Source organism: Salinibacterium xinjiangense, assembly GCF_014645015.1.
Lineage (GTDB): Bacteria > Actinomycetota > Actinomycetes > Actinomycetales > Microbacteriaceae > Rhodoglobus > Rhodoglobus xinjiangensis.
The window spans coordinates 472732-491362 of sequence record NZ_BMLC01000002.1 but is presented as its reverse complement, the minus strand read 5'-3'; the positions used below and the strand labels follow the sequence as shown (position 1 = coordinate 491362).

Genomic DNA, 18631 nt, shown 5'->3' with positions numbered 1-18631 from the left:
CTGCCCAGCGGACTCGCCTCGGTAGACTCGGCTCGGCGGGCTGCACCGCAGTGCGCTTTTCGTGGTCTCGAATGGCGGTTCATCCGCCCGCGAAATCCGGATCGTCGCACGGGAGTGTGGGGCAATGAGCGCACCAGTCAGGTTGCGAACTCCGGTCTCGATCGTGTGTGTCTACAACGACTCTGTCGTGTTCGAGCAATGCCTTTCGCGCTCCGTGGCCGCGGGGCTGAGCGATGCCCCGGATACCGAATTCCTACCGGTGGACAATCGCGAAGGCGATTACCCCAGTGCGGGAGCTGCGCTGAACCATGCTGCGCGCACCGCGCGCAACGACGTCGTCGTCTTCGTGCACCAGGACGTGGTGCTGCATTCGTTGGCCGAACTAGAGCGCGCTGCCCACATCCTCATGAGCGAGACCACTATCGGCGTCATTGGCGCCGTCGGAATCGATGGTCGCCGTCGCATCGTCGGACGTATGCGTGACCGCGTGGTGCAGATCGGTGAGTCCACCCCGGTTCCCCGCGATGTCGACAGCCTGGATGAGGTGCTTTTCATGGTGCGTCGCGAGCTCGTGCTGGCAAGTCCTCTGAGCGAAGATCCCCTGCTGGCCTGGCATGCCTACGGGGTCGAGTATTCGGCGCGCGTCCGCCGAGCGGGCATGAGAGCGACAGCGATGGATCTTGCGATCACGCACAACAGCCTCACCACCAATCTCGACCGGCTGGATCTCGCCCACCGCAAAGTCGGCGTCGACTATCCCGAACTGCTTCCGATCCACACCACATGCGGCACCGTGCACAAACGGAGCAGGCTCGGTCAGCTCGTCCACACACTGCGGCGCGTGCGAGGTGCTGCTATTTGGTGGGGGGAGTCATGGGAGGCGCGGGCAATCACGCGTGAGTCGCACGCCCCGGTCGTGCTGGCCGACATCCGGCTCATCATCGACGAGGCCCTGCGTCGTGGCGAAATGAGCGGCCTTCGGGTGCTTGACCTCGCGTCCACGCCTGGAACGTCGGTGGATCGACTCGCTCGATTCGACCGGGACTACGACGTGAGTGCCGTATCGCTCACCAATGCGCAGAAGATCGTCAACGATCATCCCGTCGACCAGGCGATCCTCCTGACGGGTATGCAACGCGCCGATCTCTCGAGCCTGCACCTGCCCGGCGAACGGACGCACATCATCGGGTTCTGGCGCGCCACCGGACTGTGGATGCTCGTGGGAATCGATTCCGCCACGCTGGCACCGCTGTGGTCGACAGCTCGGAATCGACCATTCGCCGGCATCGTGCCCGAGCGCAGGCCATGAGCGGTCGCAGAGTGATGGGAGGTGCGCACTCGTGACGCCTCGACTCCGAGCATTGTTCTTCGGCACCGTTGTTACGCTGACCGACCTCCTGCCACCACGGCTGCGATACGGATACGCGCATCGGCTGACCAGGATGATGTTCTCCGCTGCGCTCCCGGTCGTCAACAATGCCATCTCGCGGAGTGCCGCCTCGGGTGACGCCCGCGTCGCCCGAACCCCGAATCTCACCTGCGCGATCCTCGCCGACCACCTCGATGTCGGCGGAATCGGTGCCGTGGTCGAGATGCTGGCCACCGGCTTCGCGAGCGAGCGTGTGCGAGTTGTCATCGTCTGCCACGGCGACGGCGATCGCGCGCGGAGGCTTCGACGACTCGGCATCGACGTGCGCAGTGTCACTGACAGCACGTCCGCGCTCGAGGCGCTGGCCAGTTCCGGCGCTGACGTCCTCCAGCTTCACAGTGCACCGGATTATCTCGAGCACGCCGGAATGGCGACCAGCCTGCCGGTGATCACGGTCATGCATAACACGGAGATCCATTACACCGCGGCCAGGTGGTCGTCGTTTTCAGCACTCATGGAACGCTCAGCGGCCGGTGTCGCAGTCAGCGATACCGTTCGCGAATACCACGTTCGCCGCCTGTCGCCCGAACTCGGGAAACGGATCACCGTCGTTGCCAATGGGGCCCTGACGCTCCCCGTTGCATCGGCCGACGACCGGCACAGGGCGAGAGCTGCGGTATCCCAGGTCATCGGTGTGAATATCGACCACGAGGTGCTGTTCGTCTGCCTTGCGCGATACGACTCGCAGAAAAACATCGCTGGCACCGCCGTGGCGTTCGCTCGCGCGGCTCGGCAGGCCGATGACATCCACCTCGTCTTCGCGGGCGATCCGTCCGACTGGGCGGAACTGCGTCGCGCCCAGTCGCTGCGCGATGTGACCGGTGAGCCCCGCCGCATCCACTTCCTCGGCAACTCAGATGCCGTGACACTGCTCACTGCGGGTGATGCGTTCTTGCTGAATTCGTTCTTCGAGGGCTGGCCGGTTGCTGCGACCGAAGCATCGGCGGCGGGACTTCCCCTCATCCTGAGCGAAACGGGCGGAGCGATGGAGCTCCAATCCCGCGATTCTGCGTTCTCGGTCATGGTCCCGAACCCCGCCGGTGATGCCGCCGGAATCAGTGATGCGCTCGTCAGGAAGGCGCGCAGGCGAACCCGCAATCAGCCGGGAACGCACGCCCTCGAGGCCGCGGTGCTCGCTGTCGCTGAGCAGTCACGAAGGGCGACCGGGCCGCCAGTGCCGCGCTCAGCCGCGGGAGCAGCCGACATGCTGCGCTTGCACGCGCAGGTCCTGCGGGGGGCCATCGAGGCGCGAGCTAACGAATCCTCTTCACCAGGCTTGCCGTGACGTTTCGTGCCTCCAACAGCGTCGCCCGGCGACTGAGCAGTGTTCGCATCGAGTCAACGGTGTCCGTGGCAGTGACGCTGTAGCGAGCCTGCAGCCAGGATCCGGCGTTAGCCCGGAAACGATCGCTCGTGAACACCGTGCGATAGCGCGCATCACGCAATTGCGAGAGAGCTCGTCGGTCGTACCGGCCGAGCGGCAGTGCGGCATCGAGGATCTCTCCTCCGCTCGCTTCGGCCAGCAACTCACGAGCGTCGCTAAACTCCCGGACCACATCGGCTGGCGAGAGCCTCGTCCACGGAATGTGCGACCAGCCGTGCGTGCCGACATCCATTCCCTGGGCTCGAAGCTCCCGGAGGTCGACGGGGTTGAGGCTCGCGGAATCCTCCAGTCGCCCTGCCAGCGCAAAGAAGGTGGCCGGCAGGTTTCGTTCCTTGAGCGCAGGATAGGCGATGTCCAGATCGGAACGATTGCCGTCGTCGAAACTGATCGAGACATCCGGCCGATCGAGCACGAGATCGAGAATGCGCAGGAACGCCGGCTCGGAAACCCAGTACCTGGCCTCCCCCGGCTCACGTTCCTGTGCGCACACGCCCACCCCGTGGAAGCAGAGATTGGTGATCATCGATTGTCACCTTCCCGAATTACTGGGCCCACCCGCGTGCTTTCATCCCGACCCCAGTCTGAACTCGACATCGTTCTGCGGGCGCGTCGCGCTGCGACGAGCGTGATCGCCACGTAGGGGATGATCGCGAGAACCAGGTGCGGCTCGCGGGCAACGACCTGCAGCCAGGCACGCTTGTCAGATTGCCGCACCGGAAGGCCAACCTGGCCTGTTCGTGCCGCGTCGCGCAACTGGCGATTGCCGCGGCGAACCCGGACGAGCCGATTCATCAGGTCGCGGAGGGTGAACGGCGCTTCGACGACGACCTCCACCGCGGTGACGATTACTTTCTCGTCTGCCAGGAACAGTGAGTCCAGAAAGAGATCGTCGGCAACCATCTCAGGAAACGCGGCGAATCTGGCTCGCCCCTCGGCAGACAAAGCGATCATCCCCCGGCCGAAGAGCCCTTCGGTGAAAGCCGGAAGACACCCGTTGATAGAGAAGTAGGCGCGCACGAGCCAGGGTCGCCCGGCCATATTCAGCCGTCGGCGCGGCACGGCCGCGAGGATGCCGGGCGTTTCGGCCAGAACCGCCGCGAAGTCCGTCACTGCGTTCGGCGGGACGACGATATCGGCGTCGAGATAGATGCGGGGAAATCCGGAGGTGACGAGCTCGCCGGCATTGAGGGCTGCGGCTTTCCCGGGCTCCGGCCGGTCTACGACCGTCACCTTTCGAGCCCGAGCGATGTCGACCGTGGCATCCGAACAGGCGTTGGCGCTGACGACGATGTGCAGCTGATCGGAGGCAGTCTGGTGAAGCAGCGCATCGAGACACGCTCCGATCACGGCTTCCTCATTATGGGCCGCGATGATGACGCTCGTCATCCGGCGCCACCCTCCTCGGCGCCGACCCGTGCTCCCCCTAGGCTGGCGGCATGGCGAACCCCGGCGTGCATCCGATAACCTCGGCGGATGCCGGCCGCGTGAGCGCATTCCTGCACCAGAACCTCAACAGCAGGGTGTCGTCCGAGGCGTGGCAGAAACTCCTGATGCCGCCGTGGGAAGACACCGGCCCCAATCGCGGATTCCAGCTCACCAGTGATGACGGCGCTGTCGTCGGCGCCTATGTTGCGGTCTACTCGCAACGGGAGGTGGACGGGACCACGATCGACGTCTGCAACCTGGCGGCATTCTGTGTGCTCGAGGGCTTCCGGGCGCACAGTCTCAAGCTCATCCGGGCAATTCTCAAACAACCCGGGTTCGTCTTCGTCGACCTCTCCCCCAGCGGGAATGTCGTCGCCATGAACGAGCGACTCGGCTTTAAGCGCCTCGACACCTCGACACGACTCGTGGTGAACCTCCCGCACCTGCCACCTCGTCATCGTCAACTGACAAGCGATCCGGCGACTCTCGAACGCGTTCTCGTCGGACGGGATTCGCTCGTCTACCGAGACCATCTCCATGCTGCGGCCGTGGAACATCTGCTCGTCGAGGGTGACGGTGAGTACGGATACCTGATGTTCCGTCGCGATCGCCGCAAAGGGCTTCGGCTGTTCGCCACACCGTTGTACGCGGGCGGCAGCACGGAGTACATCGAGGGCGCGTGGGGGGCTATCCGGTCTCACCTGCTGGGAAAGGGGCTGCTCTTCACCCTCGCCGAACATCGGGTGCTCGGCTTCTCTCGCGGTCCAGGCACCGCGCTGCGCAACCCGCGACCCAAAATGTTCCGCGGGGATGGCATCGACGCCCGGGACATCGATTACCTGTATAGCGAACTCACACTCGTCGCGTGGTGAGAGCAGCACGAGGCCGTTATCCCCTCGCGCGCTTGCCATCGACGAAGTCGGTAAGGCTTCCTACCGTTTCGAACAGATCGGCACCGAACTCGTCATCGTCGATCGTGATATCGAAGCGCTGCTCGAGCTCGGCGACCAGCTGCACGACACCGAAGGAATCGAGTTCGGGGAGTGCACCGAAGAGCACGGTATCGCGCTGAAGGTCGGACGGCTGATGCGCAAGCTCGAGCGTGTCGATCAGCACGCTTCGTACGGCGTCGAGAGTATCGGTCATGGCTGCTCCGTTCAATGTCAGACAAGCACTTCTGCAGGTGCAGGGTGCCCCAGGAATGCGGTCGGGCTGGCGGTCAGGCCGTAGGCGCCCTGTTGGAAGATGACGATGAGGTCGTCGATCCCCGCGAGCGGCAGCTCGATATCGTCTGCGAGCAGGTCGAGGGGAGTGCAGAGACAGCCCACGACAGTGGCATTCTCGTCGGCGGGAGTGTCTGTACGGTTTCCCACGATCACAGGATAGTTGCGCCGAATCGCCTGCCCGAAGTTGCCGGTCGTCGCCAGCTGGTGGTGCATGCCCCCGTCGACGACGAGGTAGGTCTTGCCGCGAGAGACCTTGCGATCGAGCACGCGGGTGACGTACACCCCGCACTCGCCGACGAGGTAGCGGCCGAGCTCGATGACCGGCGTCGCCTCGGGCATCCGCTCGGTGATCGGCCCGTCGACCAGAGCGTGGAGGCCGGCAGCTACCGCATCGAGATCAAGGGGCTGATCCTTCGCTGTGTAGGGGATGCCGAAACCGCCTCCCAGGTTCAGGTACCGCACCGGTGCGGCGAGGTGCTCGGCGAGCTGGCTCACGAGGTCGACCGTACTGCGTTGCGCCTCGGCGATGATGGCAGCGTTGAGATTCTGCGATCCGGCGAAAATGTGGAACCCGATGATGTCGAGCCCTGCCGTGGAGTACCTACGCAGAACAGCCGGCACGAGCTCAGCATCGATGCCGAACTGCTGCGGGCCACCGCCCATGCGCATGCCCGACCCTTTCACCGCGAAGTCCGGATTGACCCTGATGGCGATCCTGGGTGTCAGTCCGAGCTCCTCAGCAGCCTTGATCACCCGCTCGATCTCGGTGGTGGATTCCACTTCGACGATGATCCCCGCCGCGACGGCCTGACGAATCTCCGCTGGCGACTTCCCCGGCCCCGCGAAGCTGACCCGGTCGGCGTGGATCGTCGAGTCGAGCGCTACCTGCATCTCCCCCGCGGATGCCACGTCGATGCGGTCGACCCGGGTGGCGAGGTGCTGCACCACCGCTGGCATCGGGTTGGCCTTCATCGCATAGCTGAGCTCGACGCGGGGCGGCAACGCCCCACGGAGTCTCGCGACACGGTCATCCAGGATGTCGCGATCGTAGGCGAAGAAGGGGGTCGACCCGACGCGCGCCGCCAGTCGCGACAGCGGCATCCCACCCACGCGAAGCTCGCCGTCCAGGGTGCCGAACGTGGCCATGTGCTCGTGGGGCTTCATGCGGACACCTGTGCTTTCAAGAGATTGCGGTCGAACTTACCGTTCGGTGAGCGCGGCAGCTCGTCGCGGACATCGATCAGCGACGGCACCATGTACAGCGGCAACGCCTGCCGGAGCGCGGTGAGCAGGGCTGTCGTGTCCAGGACCCCGTCCACGGCCGTCGCGATGAGGACGATCCGATGTCCGATCCCGACCTCTTCGATTCCGAGTGCGACGGCATCCCGCACCACACCGGTCGCATACGCCGCCTCCTCGATCTCGCTGGGGCTCACTCGGTACCCCGAGGTCTTGATCATGTCGTCGGTCCGGCCGACGAAGTACAGGAATCCCTCGTCATCGGCAACCACGGTGTCGCCCGACCAGACGGCCAGCTCCGGCGCGCGCCACGGCTGACCGGTGTGGTGCACAGGACGGTACCGCTCGGCCGTCCGTTCGGGATCGTTCCAGTACCCCAGCGCGACGAGTGCTCCACGGTGCACCAGTTCGCCCTCTTCGCCGGGTTCGCACCGCGTGCCGTCGGGTCGCAACACGAGGATCTCCGCGTTGGGGATCGCTTTCCCGATCGAGTCCGGACGGCGGTCGACCTCCCTCGGGTCGAGATACGTCGAGCGGAAGGCCTCGGTCAGCCCGTACATCAGGTACGGGTCGGCATTCGTGAAGATGCCGCGGAGCCGATCGAGGACGGCGCGCGGCATCCGACCACCCGTGTTGGCCCAGTAGCGCACGCGCAGGGCGACCTCCTCGGGCCACGCCGCGTCGGCGATCTGCAGCCAGAGCGGAGGCACCCCGGTGATGCCGGTCACGCCGTGCTGCGCGCACAGCCTGGGCACGTCCCGCGGCAGCAGGTAGTTCATGAGGATGCAATGCGCACCGACCGAGAATGCGGTCGTCACCTGGCTGAGCCCCGCGTCAAAACTCAGCGGCAGGATGCTCAGAATCACGTCGTCAGCGGTGTTGCGGAGATACGTGCTCACGCTCTCCGCCCCGACGACGAGGTTGCGGTGGCTGAGCACGACCCCCTTGGGCTTGCCCGTGCTTCCCGAGGTGTAGAGGATCGCTGCCGGGTCGAGGTCGATTGCCGCAGACTCGCGCGGCTCGGCCTCGCCGTCGACGCTCCCGCGGTCGATGCGGTCGCGCAGCAGCGAGACGCGATAGTGCGAGGAAGCCGCCTCCGCCGCAGGGCCGACCACCACGACGTGCTCCACCGAGCCGTCCTCGAGCACGGCGGACAGTTGGGCGAGCCGATCGGCCGAGGTCACCAGGAATCGCGCGCCGCTGTCCGCGACGATGTGCCCGACCTGCGCGGGCTTGAGGACGTGATTGATCGGGACGAATACGCCGCCTGCCACCGATGTCGCGAACATCGCAACAACCAGCTCGAGGCGCTTCTCGAGGTAGATCGCCACGCGGTCGCCCGGCTGGAGCCCGAGCTCTTGCAACTGTCCGGCGGCGGCGCGCACCGTGTCCCAGAGGTCACCGTAGGTGAAGGTGTTTTTCTTGTACGTGAGCGCCGCCGAGCCCGGCGCCTGTTCGGCCGCCTGCGCCAGCAGATGGTGGAGGTTCGTTCGGATCCGGCTCACTGTGCCCTCCGCTCGCGAAGGAAGCGAGCGAACTCGGCGGGATCGTCGAGGTCGACGTACCGTCGTCCCTGCGCGTCGGATTGCGGCTTCGTCCCGTCGTCCGGAACGGCCGGCCCCGGCTGGCTGAATCCGGAGACGAGGTCGAAGACCCCGACGTAGGCCTCCGCCTGCGGACGCCAGTCGAGCTGCGACGACACCCGCTCGCGCGCCTTCTCTCCCAATTGAACGCGCAGCACCGGATCGGCGATCAGCTTCTCGACGGCGTCGGCGAAGGCGCCGATGTCGCCGCTCGGCACATAGAGCAGCGTGTCCGCGCCGGACACCCGCGTCTCCACCAGGTCGAACGAGACGGCGGGCAAGCCGTACGCCATGTACTCCATCGTCTTGTTCATGGTGGACAGGTCGTTGAGTGGTGTCTTGAGGTCAGGGCAGAGGCCGATGTCGGTGCGGCTGAGATGCTCGGCTATCGCGACCCGATCGACCCGCCCGGTGAAGGTGACGTGATCGTCGAGCCCCAACGCCGTCGACTGCCGCTTGAGATCCTCGAGGCAGTCGCCGAATCCAAGCAGGGTCGCGCTCACCTGCGTGAGGCCGCGATGGTGCACGAGCTCATCCATGACCAGGAGGACCTGATCGACGCCGTCCTGCGGCCCCATGATGCCGAGGTACGCGAGGTTGATCCCGTCCACGGGGCGAGGGTTCGCCGGATAGATCGGGCGCATCTGCTTCGTGTCCGGCCCGCTGCGAACGACGGTCACATGGTCCGGACGGCGCCCGCCCCGACGGATGGCGATCGCCTTGTACGACTCGTTCGTCGACGTGATGCGGTCCGCGGTGCGGAAGGATCGCCGCTCCAGCCACTTCAGCCCCGCGTACTGGAGCCTCTGCCCGATGCTCTTCGGCGCGCCGAACCGGGAGAGGAACAGCTCGGGGTTGAGGTCGTGATGGTCAAAAATGAACCGGACTCCACGACTGCGCCAGATGAGCGCCAGGAGCCAGAACGTGTCCGGCGGGTTGCACGCCTGGATGACCTCGAACGGTTGGCGACGCCATACCGCCAGCGAGAGCCATGCCGTGCACACCCAGCTGTACGCGAATTCCCAGACGTATCCACGCAGCCCCCGCGCTTCCGGAGCCGGCATGTACTTGTAGATGTCGACGCCATCAATGCGCTGGCGCGCGGGATCCCCTGGACCCTTGGGACAGATCACGCTCACGGTATACCCACGCGCGATGAGCGCCTGGCACTCCAACCACACCCGCCGATCCAGGGGCACCGGGAGGTTCTGCACGATGATGAGCACGTGAGGTGTGATGTCAGCTCGTCGCATCACTGGTGACCCGTCTGTTTCGAAGGATCGGGATGCGTCGCCCCCACCGGGAGCGAGCGATAAATATGAGCCCCTCTGAGATCACCTGTGGCGCGAGCATCCTGGTCACCGTCACGTGGACCAGGGTCACGGCCGCTCCGACCAGCACGATCGATACCACGTCGGGCAGGCTGGTGGTGATCAGCATGACCCCCCATCCAGCAGCACCGGAGGTCACGACCGCGGTGATCATGAACAGGAAAGGACCGACAATCCGACGAACAGGCGCCGACAGGATCCGCGCGACGAGGAACCATCGGCTGATCGTGGCGACCACACACACTCCGAGGAACCCCCAGGCCACGGCGATCAGTCCACTGTGCACGAGTATCGCGGTCATACCGAACGTGATTCCATCGATGACGAGGGCGTACACGAACCACTTTCCCGGCTTCCCCACACCATAGAACAAGCCATGGTCGAGCCACGCGCCAACGGTGAGAGCACCCGCCATGGCCAGGATCTGAGCGACCGGGTAACTCGTTTCCCAAGCCGCACCGAACAGAATCGGGACGATCATCGGTGCGGCCACCGCGACGATCGTGAGGGGAAGAGACAGCGCGGCATACGACATGCGCAGGGCACGCAGGTAAGCGCTGAGCAGGCGATCCTGGTTCTCCCGGATTCGAGCGAACGCGACAGTCGTCACCGGCACAATCGCGCCCCCCGTGAGGTCCTGGACGACCTGCACGAGGCGTTGCGCGATGTTCATGTAACCGAGGGCCGCGAGCCCGAGCGTCGACGAGATGACCGCGGCCTCACCGGAGGCCCTCACCATCGCAACGAACTCGACTCCGAGAACCTGCCCACCGAAGCGGGTTAGGGTCGCGAACTCGCGCCGCGAGAACATGAGGTTGGGATGCCAGCGTGTGCTGATCCAGGCCAGGATCGTCGTGATCGTCGGCGCCACGAGGCTCTGCCCGACGAGGGCCCACACCCCCATGCCGCTGAACGCCATCACCATCGCGACCACCTGGGCGATGACCGCAGCGATCGCGCCCTGCCCCGCGAGCACGGCGAAACGCATGCTGCGCCGGAGCATAGCCATGGGGACGGAACCGAACGCGGTGAGGATCACCCAGAACGACAGGGCCTGCAGCACTGGTACGACTCCGGGATCTCCGAACAGGGCTCCCATCAGCGGCGCGATGACGAACAGCACGGCGCACAGCACCGCGCCAGCACTCACCGAGAACCAGAAAGCCGTGCTGAGCATCCGCTGGTTAACTTTCGCTGCCTGCACGATGTATGCGGCGAACCCCAGATCGGCCAGAAGGTAGAAGAACGGCAGAATCGTGGATGCCGCAGCAACCGTGCCGAAATCTTCTGGGCTCAACAGTCGGGTAAGCACAGCAATGGTCACGAAGCCGAGAAGGCGTATCGTCCACTTCTGCGCTGTGAGCCACAGCACGCCGGAGGCCGCCTGCCGCCCGACAGCCGCCTCTTCCACCGCGTCCGTCGATCCGGGCGTTGCACTCGGGATAGCGCTGGGTGGTGCCCACTCGTTCTCCGCGGATCGCTCGAGATCAGCGTCCCCGCGCCGACCGTTCATCGGTGGGTCCCCCGGGGGGTCCGGAGGGATTGTGTTGCTGCAGCTCCAACACCCTGCAGGAGGCTCGCGTGACGGGCGACCATGGTGTCTGCTCCCAGCCAGACCGAGGCATCGGCTGCGAGTTGCTCGCGACGGGCCCGCCACACTGAGATGTTCTGGCAGATGACCCCGAGGGCAGTCGCGAGTTCGATACGGTTCGACTGCACAGCCCGCCGTCGGGCTGCCCGGATCTGAGCGAGGGTGGTCGCGGCCGGATCCGCCGCAGGGTTTCGGCACATCAGGCCTCGATCGCCCCTGTCACCCACAAGCTCCAACGCTCCACCGACATCGGAGAGGACGAGCGGCAACCCGGCCATCGCCGCCTCGGATGCCGCGACGGGCCATCCCTCGAAAAAGGAATCCAGCACGAATGCGTCCGCCGCATCGAGGATGTGTGGGGAAGAGCTCGACCCGAGCAGATGCACGCGACCGGAAAGTGGGTGCGCCCGGCGGATCGCATCGGCGTGCGCGTATTCGAGCCAGTCTTCGACCGGACCGGCGACGACCAGCAGCGCATCATGCCCCGCAGCCGCCATGTCGAGAAACGCGCCAACTAGTCCCGGGATGTTTTTTTGGATGTCGTAGCGGGCAAGACAGGCAATGACCGTCGTCTCGCCGATCTCGGTGCCAAGCGCATCGCCCAGGTGCGCGCGGGCGGCTTCTGCATTGCGGGTAGCCCCGACAGCGACGCCGTTGGGCACAACCGTCACCGCCCGCTGCGGACGACGCGAAAGGCAGTGCTCAGAGAACGCTCTGACCGTTTCGCTGACCGCGATGACGGACGCAGATCGATCAAACAGGTCACCCTGCCCCTCCCAGTCGGCGGCGGTGAGATTGATGTCGGTTGTGTGAATGACTGGGACGATCGGGATGCGGCGCTCCATGCAGGCGGCAATGAGGTGATCCGGTGCGTTGTGCAATTGGGCGACCATGATGTGCCCCATCTCCGCGAGGGCAGAGTTCGCCGACCCCAGATCACGTGCTTCGACGACGATGACGCCGCGGTCTCGCAGCACATCAGCCGTCGGCCCGCCCCGCTCACACAGCACCACGCAATCGAGCCCGTGCCCGGGCAGCCCCTGGGCGAGAGTCGCGACGATGGCCTCGACACCCCCGGTGCCCAGAGTTCGAGTAACAAGGGCGACAAGCGGTCGCGTGGTGTGACGCTTCTGCCGCGGCCGCGGGACGGATGCTGCGGAATCGGGGTCCGGAGCGGCGGTGAACGTGACCAGTTGACGCTCCAGTAGCCGCCGCCGCACCGCGTGTCCGATCCCGAATCGCACCGCCGGAGAGCCCGCGTCGACCACGACTGTCACGGCTTGGAACACCAGCATCTGCAGGCGTGCGCCCAGTCGAGCCCAGCGCGAAACCTCTCGCCGCATCATCCCGGCAACCCGACCTTGAGGGTGCGCCGCTGTGAGGCGGCGCTCCGGATGCCGAGCATCTTCTCGCGCGCGACGAAGAGAGGGTTTCGGTGCGACAGCCGCACACCGAGCCGCAGCCTGCGACGGAAGGCGCGCCCTCCGACGGTGTCGTCGATCGCAGGATCGCAGCGGCGCGCAAAATCGAGCAGCGCAGCCACGGGCCACGACTCGGTCAAGCCCCAGACGTAGGCGCGCGATGCGAGATCCATGGCTTCGATCGCCTCGACCCGCCGGATGGTCACGACAAGTTGCTCGGCATTCTGGAACGACATGGCCGCGGTGGTGAAGGCGTCGAATCTATGTTGCAGGTCAGTCATCATGCCTTGAGCCTGATCGGTGGCGAAAACAGAGCTGTGCATGTTCTGGTCGTGCTGCCGATAGAACGCCTGCACGGAGCCCGCGAGATAGCCAACGTCTGAGACTGCCGCGACGCGGAGCCACATCTGGAGATCTCCCGCGTGCGGGTGCTGGGGATCGTACAACCCGACCTCCCGCAGCACGCTGCCACGCACGATGGCCTCCGGCGACTTGATGACATTAACGCCGTATTCGAATAGACGGCTGGCCCAGTCCCGGCCATCCCAAAGCACCCAGGATGTCTCGTCAGAAGCCGCAAGTCCCGGCACGATCTCGTCGAACACGATGACGCGCCCGTAGACGAGTCCGACCTCGGGATGACGCTCCATCAGAGCGACCGCCCGCGTGATGGAATTCTGCGCGAGCAGGTCGTCAGCGGAGAGAAGCACGACGTAGTCGCCGGCCGCCTCGGCGAGACCGTCGTTGTAGGTCAGGATGTGCCGTTTATTGGTCGAATGCGCTATGAGGCGCACTCGCGGATCGCGATCGGTTAGCCCGCGAGCAACTTCGGCGCTACCATCCGGCGATGCATCGTCGACGATGATCACCTCGACATCCACACCGTCCTGGTCTAGTGCGGATGCGACGGCAGCAGGCAGGAAATGCCCGTAGTTGTAGCACGGGATCACCACCGTCACGAGGGGACGGGTGTCGAGCGCACCAGGTTTGAGGATTTGCATGTCGTCAGCGCTCGGTCATGCCCTGAACGGGTTCACCGCGGCGCGCAGCGCAGAGACGACCCGCTCCTGCTGCCCAGCGTTCAGGTGCGGGTGCATCGGCAGCGACAGGATCGCGTCGGCCGCCGCCTCGGCTACCGGGAACTGGCCGCGCTGGTATCCGAGCCCGGAATATGCTTCGGTCAGATGTACAGGCGTCGGATAGTGGATGCCGACGCCGATGCCCGCCGCGGTGAGTTCCGCCATGACCCGCTCACGGTCAGGCAGGCGCACCACGTACAGGTGCCAGGCATCGATGTTGCCGGGACGCACCGTCGGCGTACGCACATTGTCGAGGTCGGCAAGCAGGGTGGAGTAGCGGTCCGCTGCCTCGCGACGCGCGGCGTTCCAGCCGTCGAGCCTGCGCAGTTTCGCGCGCAGCACCGGCGCCTGGATCGCATCCATCCTCGCGTTCATACCGATGTGTTCATGTACATACTTCGTAGAACTGCCGTGAGCGGCGAGCTTGCGAACCAGCGCAGCGGCGTCCGCATCATCGGTCATCACGGCTCCAGCGTCTCCCGCGGCTCCCAGGTTCTTGCCCGGGTAGAAGCTCGTGGCGGAGATATGCGCCATGGCACCCGCCCGCCCGGCCGCCGACGACGCGCCCTGCGACTGTGCGGCATCCTCGACGACGGCGATTCCGTGCCTGTGAGCGATCGGCAGGACACGCTCGACTGGAGCAGTCTGGCCGAACAGGTGCACCGGCAGGATGACCCGTGTGCGGCTCGTGACAGCGGCCTCGACGGCATCGGGGTCGATGAGCAGGTGCTCGTCGTCGACATCCACGAAGACAGGTATGGCGCCGATGCGCGAGACGGCCTCCGCGGTGGCTATAAAGGTGTTGGCCGGCATGATGACCTCGTCACCGGGGCCGACACCGACCGCACGACAGGCGAGCTCGAGGGCATCCGTCCCGTTGGAGACGCCGATCACGTGGCCGACACCGAGGTAGTCCGCATACTCGCGCTCGAAAGCGTCAATCTCGCTGCCCCCGATGAATCCAGCGGAATCGAACAGTCGCTGCCAGGCGGGCAGTACCTCCTCGGCGATCTCTGCGCTCTGCGCGGCCAGGTCGAGGAATGGCACGGTCATGCCGTCACCCCCAACGGCCGGGCCGGGACGCCCGCCCAGATGCCCGAATCGTGGATGTCGGTGAGCACGACGGCACCCATGCCGATCGTGGCTCCCGGGCCGATCGAGACACCCTGGCGAACCGAGGCGTTCATCCCCAGGTAGGCGCCGCGCCCGATGTGTACGCCCCCGCCGAGCACGACACCGGCAGCGAGGGTGACGAAATCGTCGACGAGGCAGTCGTGGGTGATGGTCACGTGCGGCATCGCGACAACATGCGCACCGATGACGGCATCCGCGGTGATGACGACGCCAGGGAGCAGGATGGACCCTACCCCGACCGGACTCGCGCCGACGTTTCGCACCGACGGATCGACGATCGTTGCGTACCTCGTGGCGTCGACGCCGAGCCCGCTGAGCATCGCGACGACCCGCTCGCGACCGGTTCCGGAACCGATGCAGACGAGCACATCGGCATCCGGATAGAGCCGGATGCTGTCGAGACTTCCGAGCACTGGTGCACCGCCGATCGTTCGCGGTAACTCGCCGTGCCGGTCGTCGAGGAATCCGAGCACGGCCCGGCCGGACTCGTGCAGCACTGGCAGTACCTCACGCGCGAGACCACTCGCGGCAATGAGCAGCAGCGGTCGGTTCATGCCGCCACCCCGGCCGAGCCCGTCGCCGCGCCGGACAGCACGTCGACGACCTGCCGCAGTTCAGCGTCGGTCAGCTGGTGAAACACCGGGAGGATGAGCGTGTTGTCGCTCAAGTGCTCGGTGATCGGCAGCGGCACGGATCCGGTGTCCCGGTGCGCGTAGGCGGGCTGGCGGTGTGCCGCCATGATGCCGCGTCTGGCCGAAACGTCGGCCACGGCGAGCGCTTCGATCAATTGCTCCCGGGTCAGAGGAAAGCTCTGGTCGACCTCAACCCACAGCGACTGGAAGTTGGAGGTGCCGAACTCGGGATCAGCGACGAGCCTCAGTCCCGGAATCCCGGCGATGCGTGCCCGGTATTCCGCCGCGATCTCCCGGCGCCTGGCAACGATCGCAGGCAGCCGGCCGAGCTGCACGATCCCGACGGCGGCCTGGAGGTCGGTCATCCGATAGTTGAATCCGACCTCGCCGTATTCCTCGGGCGGCGCGATGACGCTTGCGGCACGATCGGCGGCCGAGACACTCATCGCGTGCTCGCGCAGCCGGCGCGCGCGCCCCGCCCACTCACCGTTCGAGGTCGTGAGCATGCCACCCTCCCCCGTGGTGAGTAACTTGCGCGGGTGAAACGACCAGGTCGCGATGTCGGCGCCCGTTCCGACCGGCCGGCCCTTGTAGGTGGAACCCGCTCCGCACGCGGCATCCTCGATGAGCAGGATGCCACGGGGTTCGGTGACCGCACGGATCGCGTCCAGGTCCACGGGCATCCCGCCCTGGTCGACCACGATTACGGCGCGCGTTCTGTCGGTGAGTGCAGCGACCACACTGTCGGCTGTGACGTTGCCGGTGAGCCGATCGACATCTGCGAATACCGGCCGTGCGCCGACATACGTGGGGGCGTTGGCTGTGGCGATGAACGAGAACGAGGGGACGACCACGTCGTCCCCTTGACTGACACCACCGACCACCAACGCAAGATGAAGGGCTGTCGTGCAGTTGGATGTCGCAACCGCGTACTCCGCCCGCATAGTCTCCGCGAAGGCAGCCTCGAACGCCGCTACCCTCGGGCCCTGCGCTACCCAGCCGGAAGCGATGACCTCGGCCACGGCCTCCGCCTCTTCGGTGCCGAGCCACGGCTTCATGACATTGACCCGGCTCATGCGACGGCCTCCGACTTTCCGGCCGAGATTTCGTCGCGCAGTGGGCTCCACCATTCGACGAGCGAGCGGAGGCCGTCTTCCAGCGAGATCCTGGCGGTGAAGCCGAGATCGACGTGGGCCGCCATCGTGTCTGCGAGCCGACGTGTCACGCCGTTGACCGCGCGTTCGGGACCGTGCTCGACGCTGAGCTCTGAGTCCATCGCTCGCAGCAGCGCCTGCGCGAGCTCAAGCAGGCTTGTCTCCTGGCCGCTCGCCACGTTGTACACGCCGTCGACTACATCGCTCTGGGCGGCGAGGATATTGGCGCGGGCGATGTCCTGGGTGACGACGAAGTCCATAGTCTGCTGGCCATCCCCGAAAATCAACGGAGGCTTTCCGTCGGCGATGCGCTCCATCCAGCGCACCAGCACCTCGGTGTAGAGGCCGTGCACGTCCATGCGCGGGCCGTAGACGTTGAAGTAGCGCAGGATGACGAAATCGAGTCCGCTCATGGCGCGGAAGCTGCGGATCATGCCCTCGTTGAAAGACTTGGCCGCGCCGTAGAAGGTGTCGTTGTTATGGTGATGATGGCGCTCGGTCGTGGGGAACTCTTCGGCCAGCCCGTATACCGAGGCACTGGACGCGGAGACCAGCTTTCCGACGCCGAGCTCCGACGCCGCCTCCACAACATTGAAAGTGCCATCCACAAGGACCTCGAGGGCGAGGCGTGGGTCTTCGGCGCATTGCGTGATGCGGATGGCCGCCTCGTGGAACACGAGGTCCTTACCGGCCGTGAGGTCGCGAACGAGGTCCCTGTCGCGGATGTCGCCGTCGTGCAGCATCACCCTGCCACTGGCGAGCGCCTCCTCGAGGTTGGCGCGGCGGCCGCGCACGAGGTTATCGAGCACGTCGATGTGGGCCGCACCCGCGTCGAGCAGCTGGTCGACGATGTGTGATCCGATCGTGCCTGCGCCGCCGGTGACAAAAACTGACGAACCCATGATGGTGGTCATGATGCGAGCTCCATGGGAATGGGGATGAATTCGATAGGGCTGGGGGCGCCCGACAGGGCAAGACTCCGAGTGGCGGCTTCGAGCACGGAGAGCACGCGAAGTGCCGCATGACCGTCGGTGCGCGGCGCTCTCGCAAGGCGGATGCTGTCAGCGAATTCCGTCGCCATCGCAGAGAGCGCCTCGCGTTCGGGCAGCGCCGGCGACCAGGTATCGCCCAACCGGTATGACACGGTGGCGGCCGCGCGGTCGGCTGCCGTCGTCGAGACCTGGGTGAGATCGACCCCCCTGTCGTACACGCTAAGGCGCTGCTGCGGATTGAGGTCGTCCCACACCAGCGTGCGCTTGGTGCCGCCGACAACCATCTGGCGGATCTTGGTCGGGCTGAGCCAGTTGACGTGCACGTGCGCGATCGCGCCGCCCTCAAGCGGGAGGCTGAGATAGCCAACGCAGGACTTTCCGGCTCCGAGCGGGTCGGCACCCTGCGCCGCCGCCGTGGTCGCGTTCAGGCCGCCCGGCAGGATGAAATCCATGATCGAGAGATCGTGCGGGGCAAGGTCCCAAAAGACGTCGACATCGGGCTGGATGAGCCCGAGGTTGATGCGCACGGAATCGATGAACAGTATGTCGCCGAGCGCGCCATCCTCGATCAGTTCCCTGATCTTCATCACAGCCGGGGTGTAGCAGTAGGTATGGTCCGCCATCAGGATCAGACCGCGTTCATCTGCCTCGCGCACCATTTCGAGTGCATGCTCGCGACTGTCGGCCAACGGCTTTTCGACGACGACATGCTTACCGGCATGCAGCGCGCTGATGACCACGGAGTGATGGGTGCGTGCGGGGGTGGCAACGGCGACGGCGTCGAGTTCAGGATCGGCGAGCAGCTGGTCGAGGTCGGTCACAACCGGGATGCCGCCGAGAGAGTCAGCCAGCTTCTCGGCGCGCCCGCGATCGAGGTCGCAGATCGCCGCGAGCTCCCAATCGGTGCTCGCGCGGAAGTTTCTCGCGAGGTTGGGACCCCAATATCCGGCCCCGATCACGGCCACACGCAGCGGACGGTTCATCTGCTTCCCCAATCTGTTCTGCAGGCAC

General features: G+C 65.7%; 17 protein-coding genes. 3 read left to right on the top strand and 14 right to left on the bottom strand.

Going from position 1 to position 18631, the window contains the following annotated elements; all coding sequences use genetic code 11:
• Positions 1–124 precede the first annotated feature (124 nt).
• Both IEW81_RS09040 and IEW81_RS09035 read left to right on the top strand, forming a co-directional pair.
• Positions 125–1309, top strand: coding sequence for a glycosyltransferase (locus IEW81_RS09040; RefSeq protein ID WP_097059590.1), 1185 nt, complete (start codon positions 125–127; stop codon positions 1307–1309).
• 31 nt (positions 1310–1340) lie between these two features.
• Positions 1341–2714 (top strand): glycosyltransferase family 4 protein, encoded by a 1374-nt coding sequence (locus IEW81_RS09035; protein WP_143544608.1) that lies wholly within the window; start codon positions 1341–1343, stop codon positions 2712–2714.
• Here the strand turns inward: IEW81_RS09035 and IEW81_RS09030 are convergent.
• Together IEW81_RS09030 and IEW81_RS09025 are read right to left on the bottom strand one after the other, a co-directional pair.
• Positions 2683–3336, bottom strand: a complete 654-nt coding sequence (locus IEW81_RS09030) for a polysaccharide deacetylase family protein (RefSeq protein WP_097059588.1) — start codon at positions 3334–3336, stop codon at positions 2683–2685. The genes IEW81_RS09035 and IEW81_RS09030 overlap by 32 nt on opposite strands.
• Positions 3333–4199: a glycosyltransferase family 2 protein gene (locus IEW81_RS09025; protein WP_097059587.1), complete on the bottom strand. Its 867-nt coding sequence runs from the start codon at positions 4197–4199 to the stop codon at positions 3333–3335. The genes IEW81_RS09030 and IEW81_RS09025 overlap by 4 nt, the downstream gene beginning before the upstream one ends.
• 50 nt (positions 4200–4249) lie before the next feature.
• Here IEW81_RS09025 and IEW81_RS09020 point away from each other — a divergent pair, with 50 nt between their 5' ends.
• Positions 4250–5110 (top strand): hypothetical protein, encoded by an 861-nt coding sequence (locus IEW81_RS09020; RefSeq protein ID WP_179691750.1) that lies wholly within the window; start codon positions 4250–4252, stop codon positions 5108–5110.
• A 16-nt stretch (positions 5111–5126) separates the two neighbouring features.
• On the opposite strand, the gene IEW81_RS09015 is transcribed toward IEW81_RS09020, so the two are convergent.
• From IEW81_RS09015 to IEW81_RS08960, 12 genes are read right to left on the bottom strand one after another with little or no spacing between them, the layout of a single operon-like run.
• On the bottom strand, positions 5127–5384 hold the full coding sequence (locus tag IEW81_RS09015) for an acyl carrier protein (protein WP_097059586.1): 258 nt from the start codon (positions 5382–5384) through the stop codon (positions 5127–5129).
• A 17-nt stretch (positions 5385–5401) separates the two neighbouring features.
• Positions 5402–6628, bottom strand: a complete 1227-nt coding sequence (locus IEW81_RS09010) for a pyridoxal-dependent decarboxylase, exosortase A system-associated (protein ID WP_097059585.1) — start codon at positions 6626–6628, stop codon at positions 5402–5404.
• The gene (locus IEW81_RS09005) at positions 6625–8208 is read right to left on the bottom strand and encodes an acyl-CoA ligase (AMP-forming), exosortase A system-associated (RefSeq protein WP_229671321.1); all 1584 of its coding nucleotides are present in this window, start codon (positions 8206–8208) and stop codon (positions 6625–6627) included. The genes IEW81_RS09010 and IEW81_RS09005 overlap by 4 nt, the downstream gene beginning before the upstream one ends.
• Positions 8205–9539: a glycosyltransferase family 4 protein gene (locus tag IEW81_RS09000; RefSeq protein ID WP_097059584.1), complete on the bottom strand. Its 1335-nt coding sequence runs from the start codon at positions 9537–9539 to the stop codon at positions 8205–8207. Before IEW81_RS09000 ends, IEW81_RS09005 begins: the two co-directional genes overlap by 4 nt.
• Positions 9526–11130 carry a lipopolysaccharide biosynthesis protein gene (locus IEW81_RS08995; RefSeq protein WP_097059583.1) on the bottom strand — a complete coding sequence of 535 codons (1605 nt, stop codon included), beginning with the start codon at positions 11128–11130 and terminating at the stop codon, positions 9526–9528. The genes IEW81_RS09000 and IEW81_RS08995 overlap by 14 nt, the downstream gene beginning before the upstream one ends.
• The gene (locus tag IEW81_RS08990) at positions 11127–12554 is read right to left on the bottom strand and encodes a glycosyltransferase (RefSeq protein WP_097059582.1); all 1428 of its coding nucleotides are present in this window, start codon (positions 12552–12554) and stop codon (positions 11127–11129) included. Before IEW81_RS08990 ends, IEW81_RS08995 begins: the two co-directional genes overlap by 4 nt.
• The gene (locus IEW81_RS08985; protein ID WP_097059581.1) at positions 12551–13630 is read right to left on the bottom strand and encodes a glycosyltransferase family 2 protein; all 1080 of its coding nucleotides are present in this window, start codon (positions 13628–13630) and stop codon (positions 12551–12553) included. Before IEW81_RS08985 ends, IEW81_RS08990 begins: the two co-directional genes overlap by 4 nt.
• Before the next feature lie 15 nt (positions 13631–13645).
• A complete protein-coding gene (locus IEW81_RS08980; RefSeq protein WP_097059580.1) occupies positions 13646–14761 on the bottom strand; it encodes a DegT/DnrJ/EryC1/StrS family aminotransferase in 1116 nt (371 codons plus the stop codon).
• Positions 14758–15396 (bottom strand): acetyltransferase, encoded by a 639-nt coding sequence (locus IEW81_RS08975; protein WP_097059579.1) that lies wholly within the window; start codon positions 15394–15396, stop codon positions 14758–14760. Before IEW81_RS08975 ends, IEW81_RS08980 begins: the two co-directional genes overlap by 4 nt.
• A complete protein-coding gene (locus IEW81_RS08970; RefSeq protein ID WP_179691749.1) occupies positions 15393–16550 on the bottom strand; it encodes a DegT/DnrJ/EryC1/StrS family aminotransferase in 1158 nt (385 codons plus the stop codon). Before IEW81_RS08970 ends, IEW81_RS08975 begins: the two co-directional genes overlap by 4 nt.
• A complete protein-coding gene (locus tag IEW81_RS08965) occupies positions 16547–17542 on the bottom strand; it encodes an NAD-dependent epimerase/dehydratase family protein (RefSeq protein ID WP_097059578.1) in 996 nt (331 codons plus the stop codon). The genes IEW81_RS08970 and IEW81_RS08965 overlap by 4 nt, the downstream gene beginning before the upstream one ends.
• On the bottom strand, positions 17539–18603 hold the full coding sequence (locus IEW81_RS08960; RefSeq protein WP_097059577.1) for a Gfo/Idh/MocA family protein: 1065 nt from the start codon (positions 18601–18603) through the stop codon (positions 17539–17541). The genes IEW81_RS08965 and IEW81_RS08960 overlap by 4 nt, the downstream gene beginning before the upstream one ends.
• Positions 18604–18631: the final 28 nt, after the last annotated feature.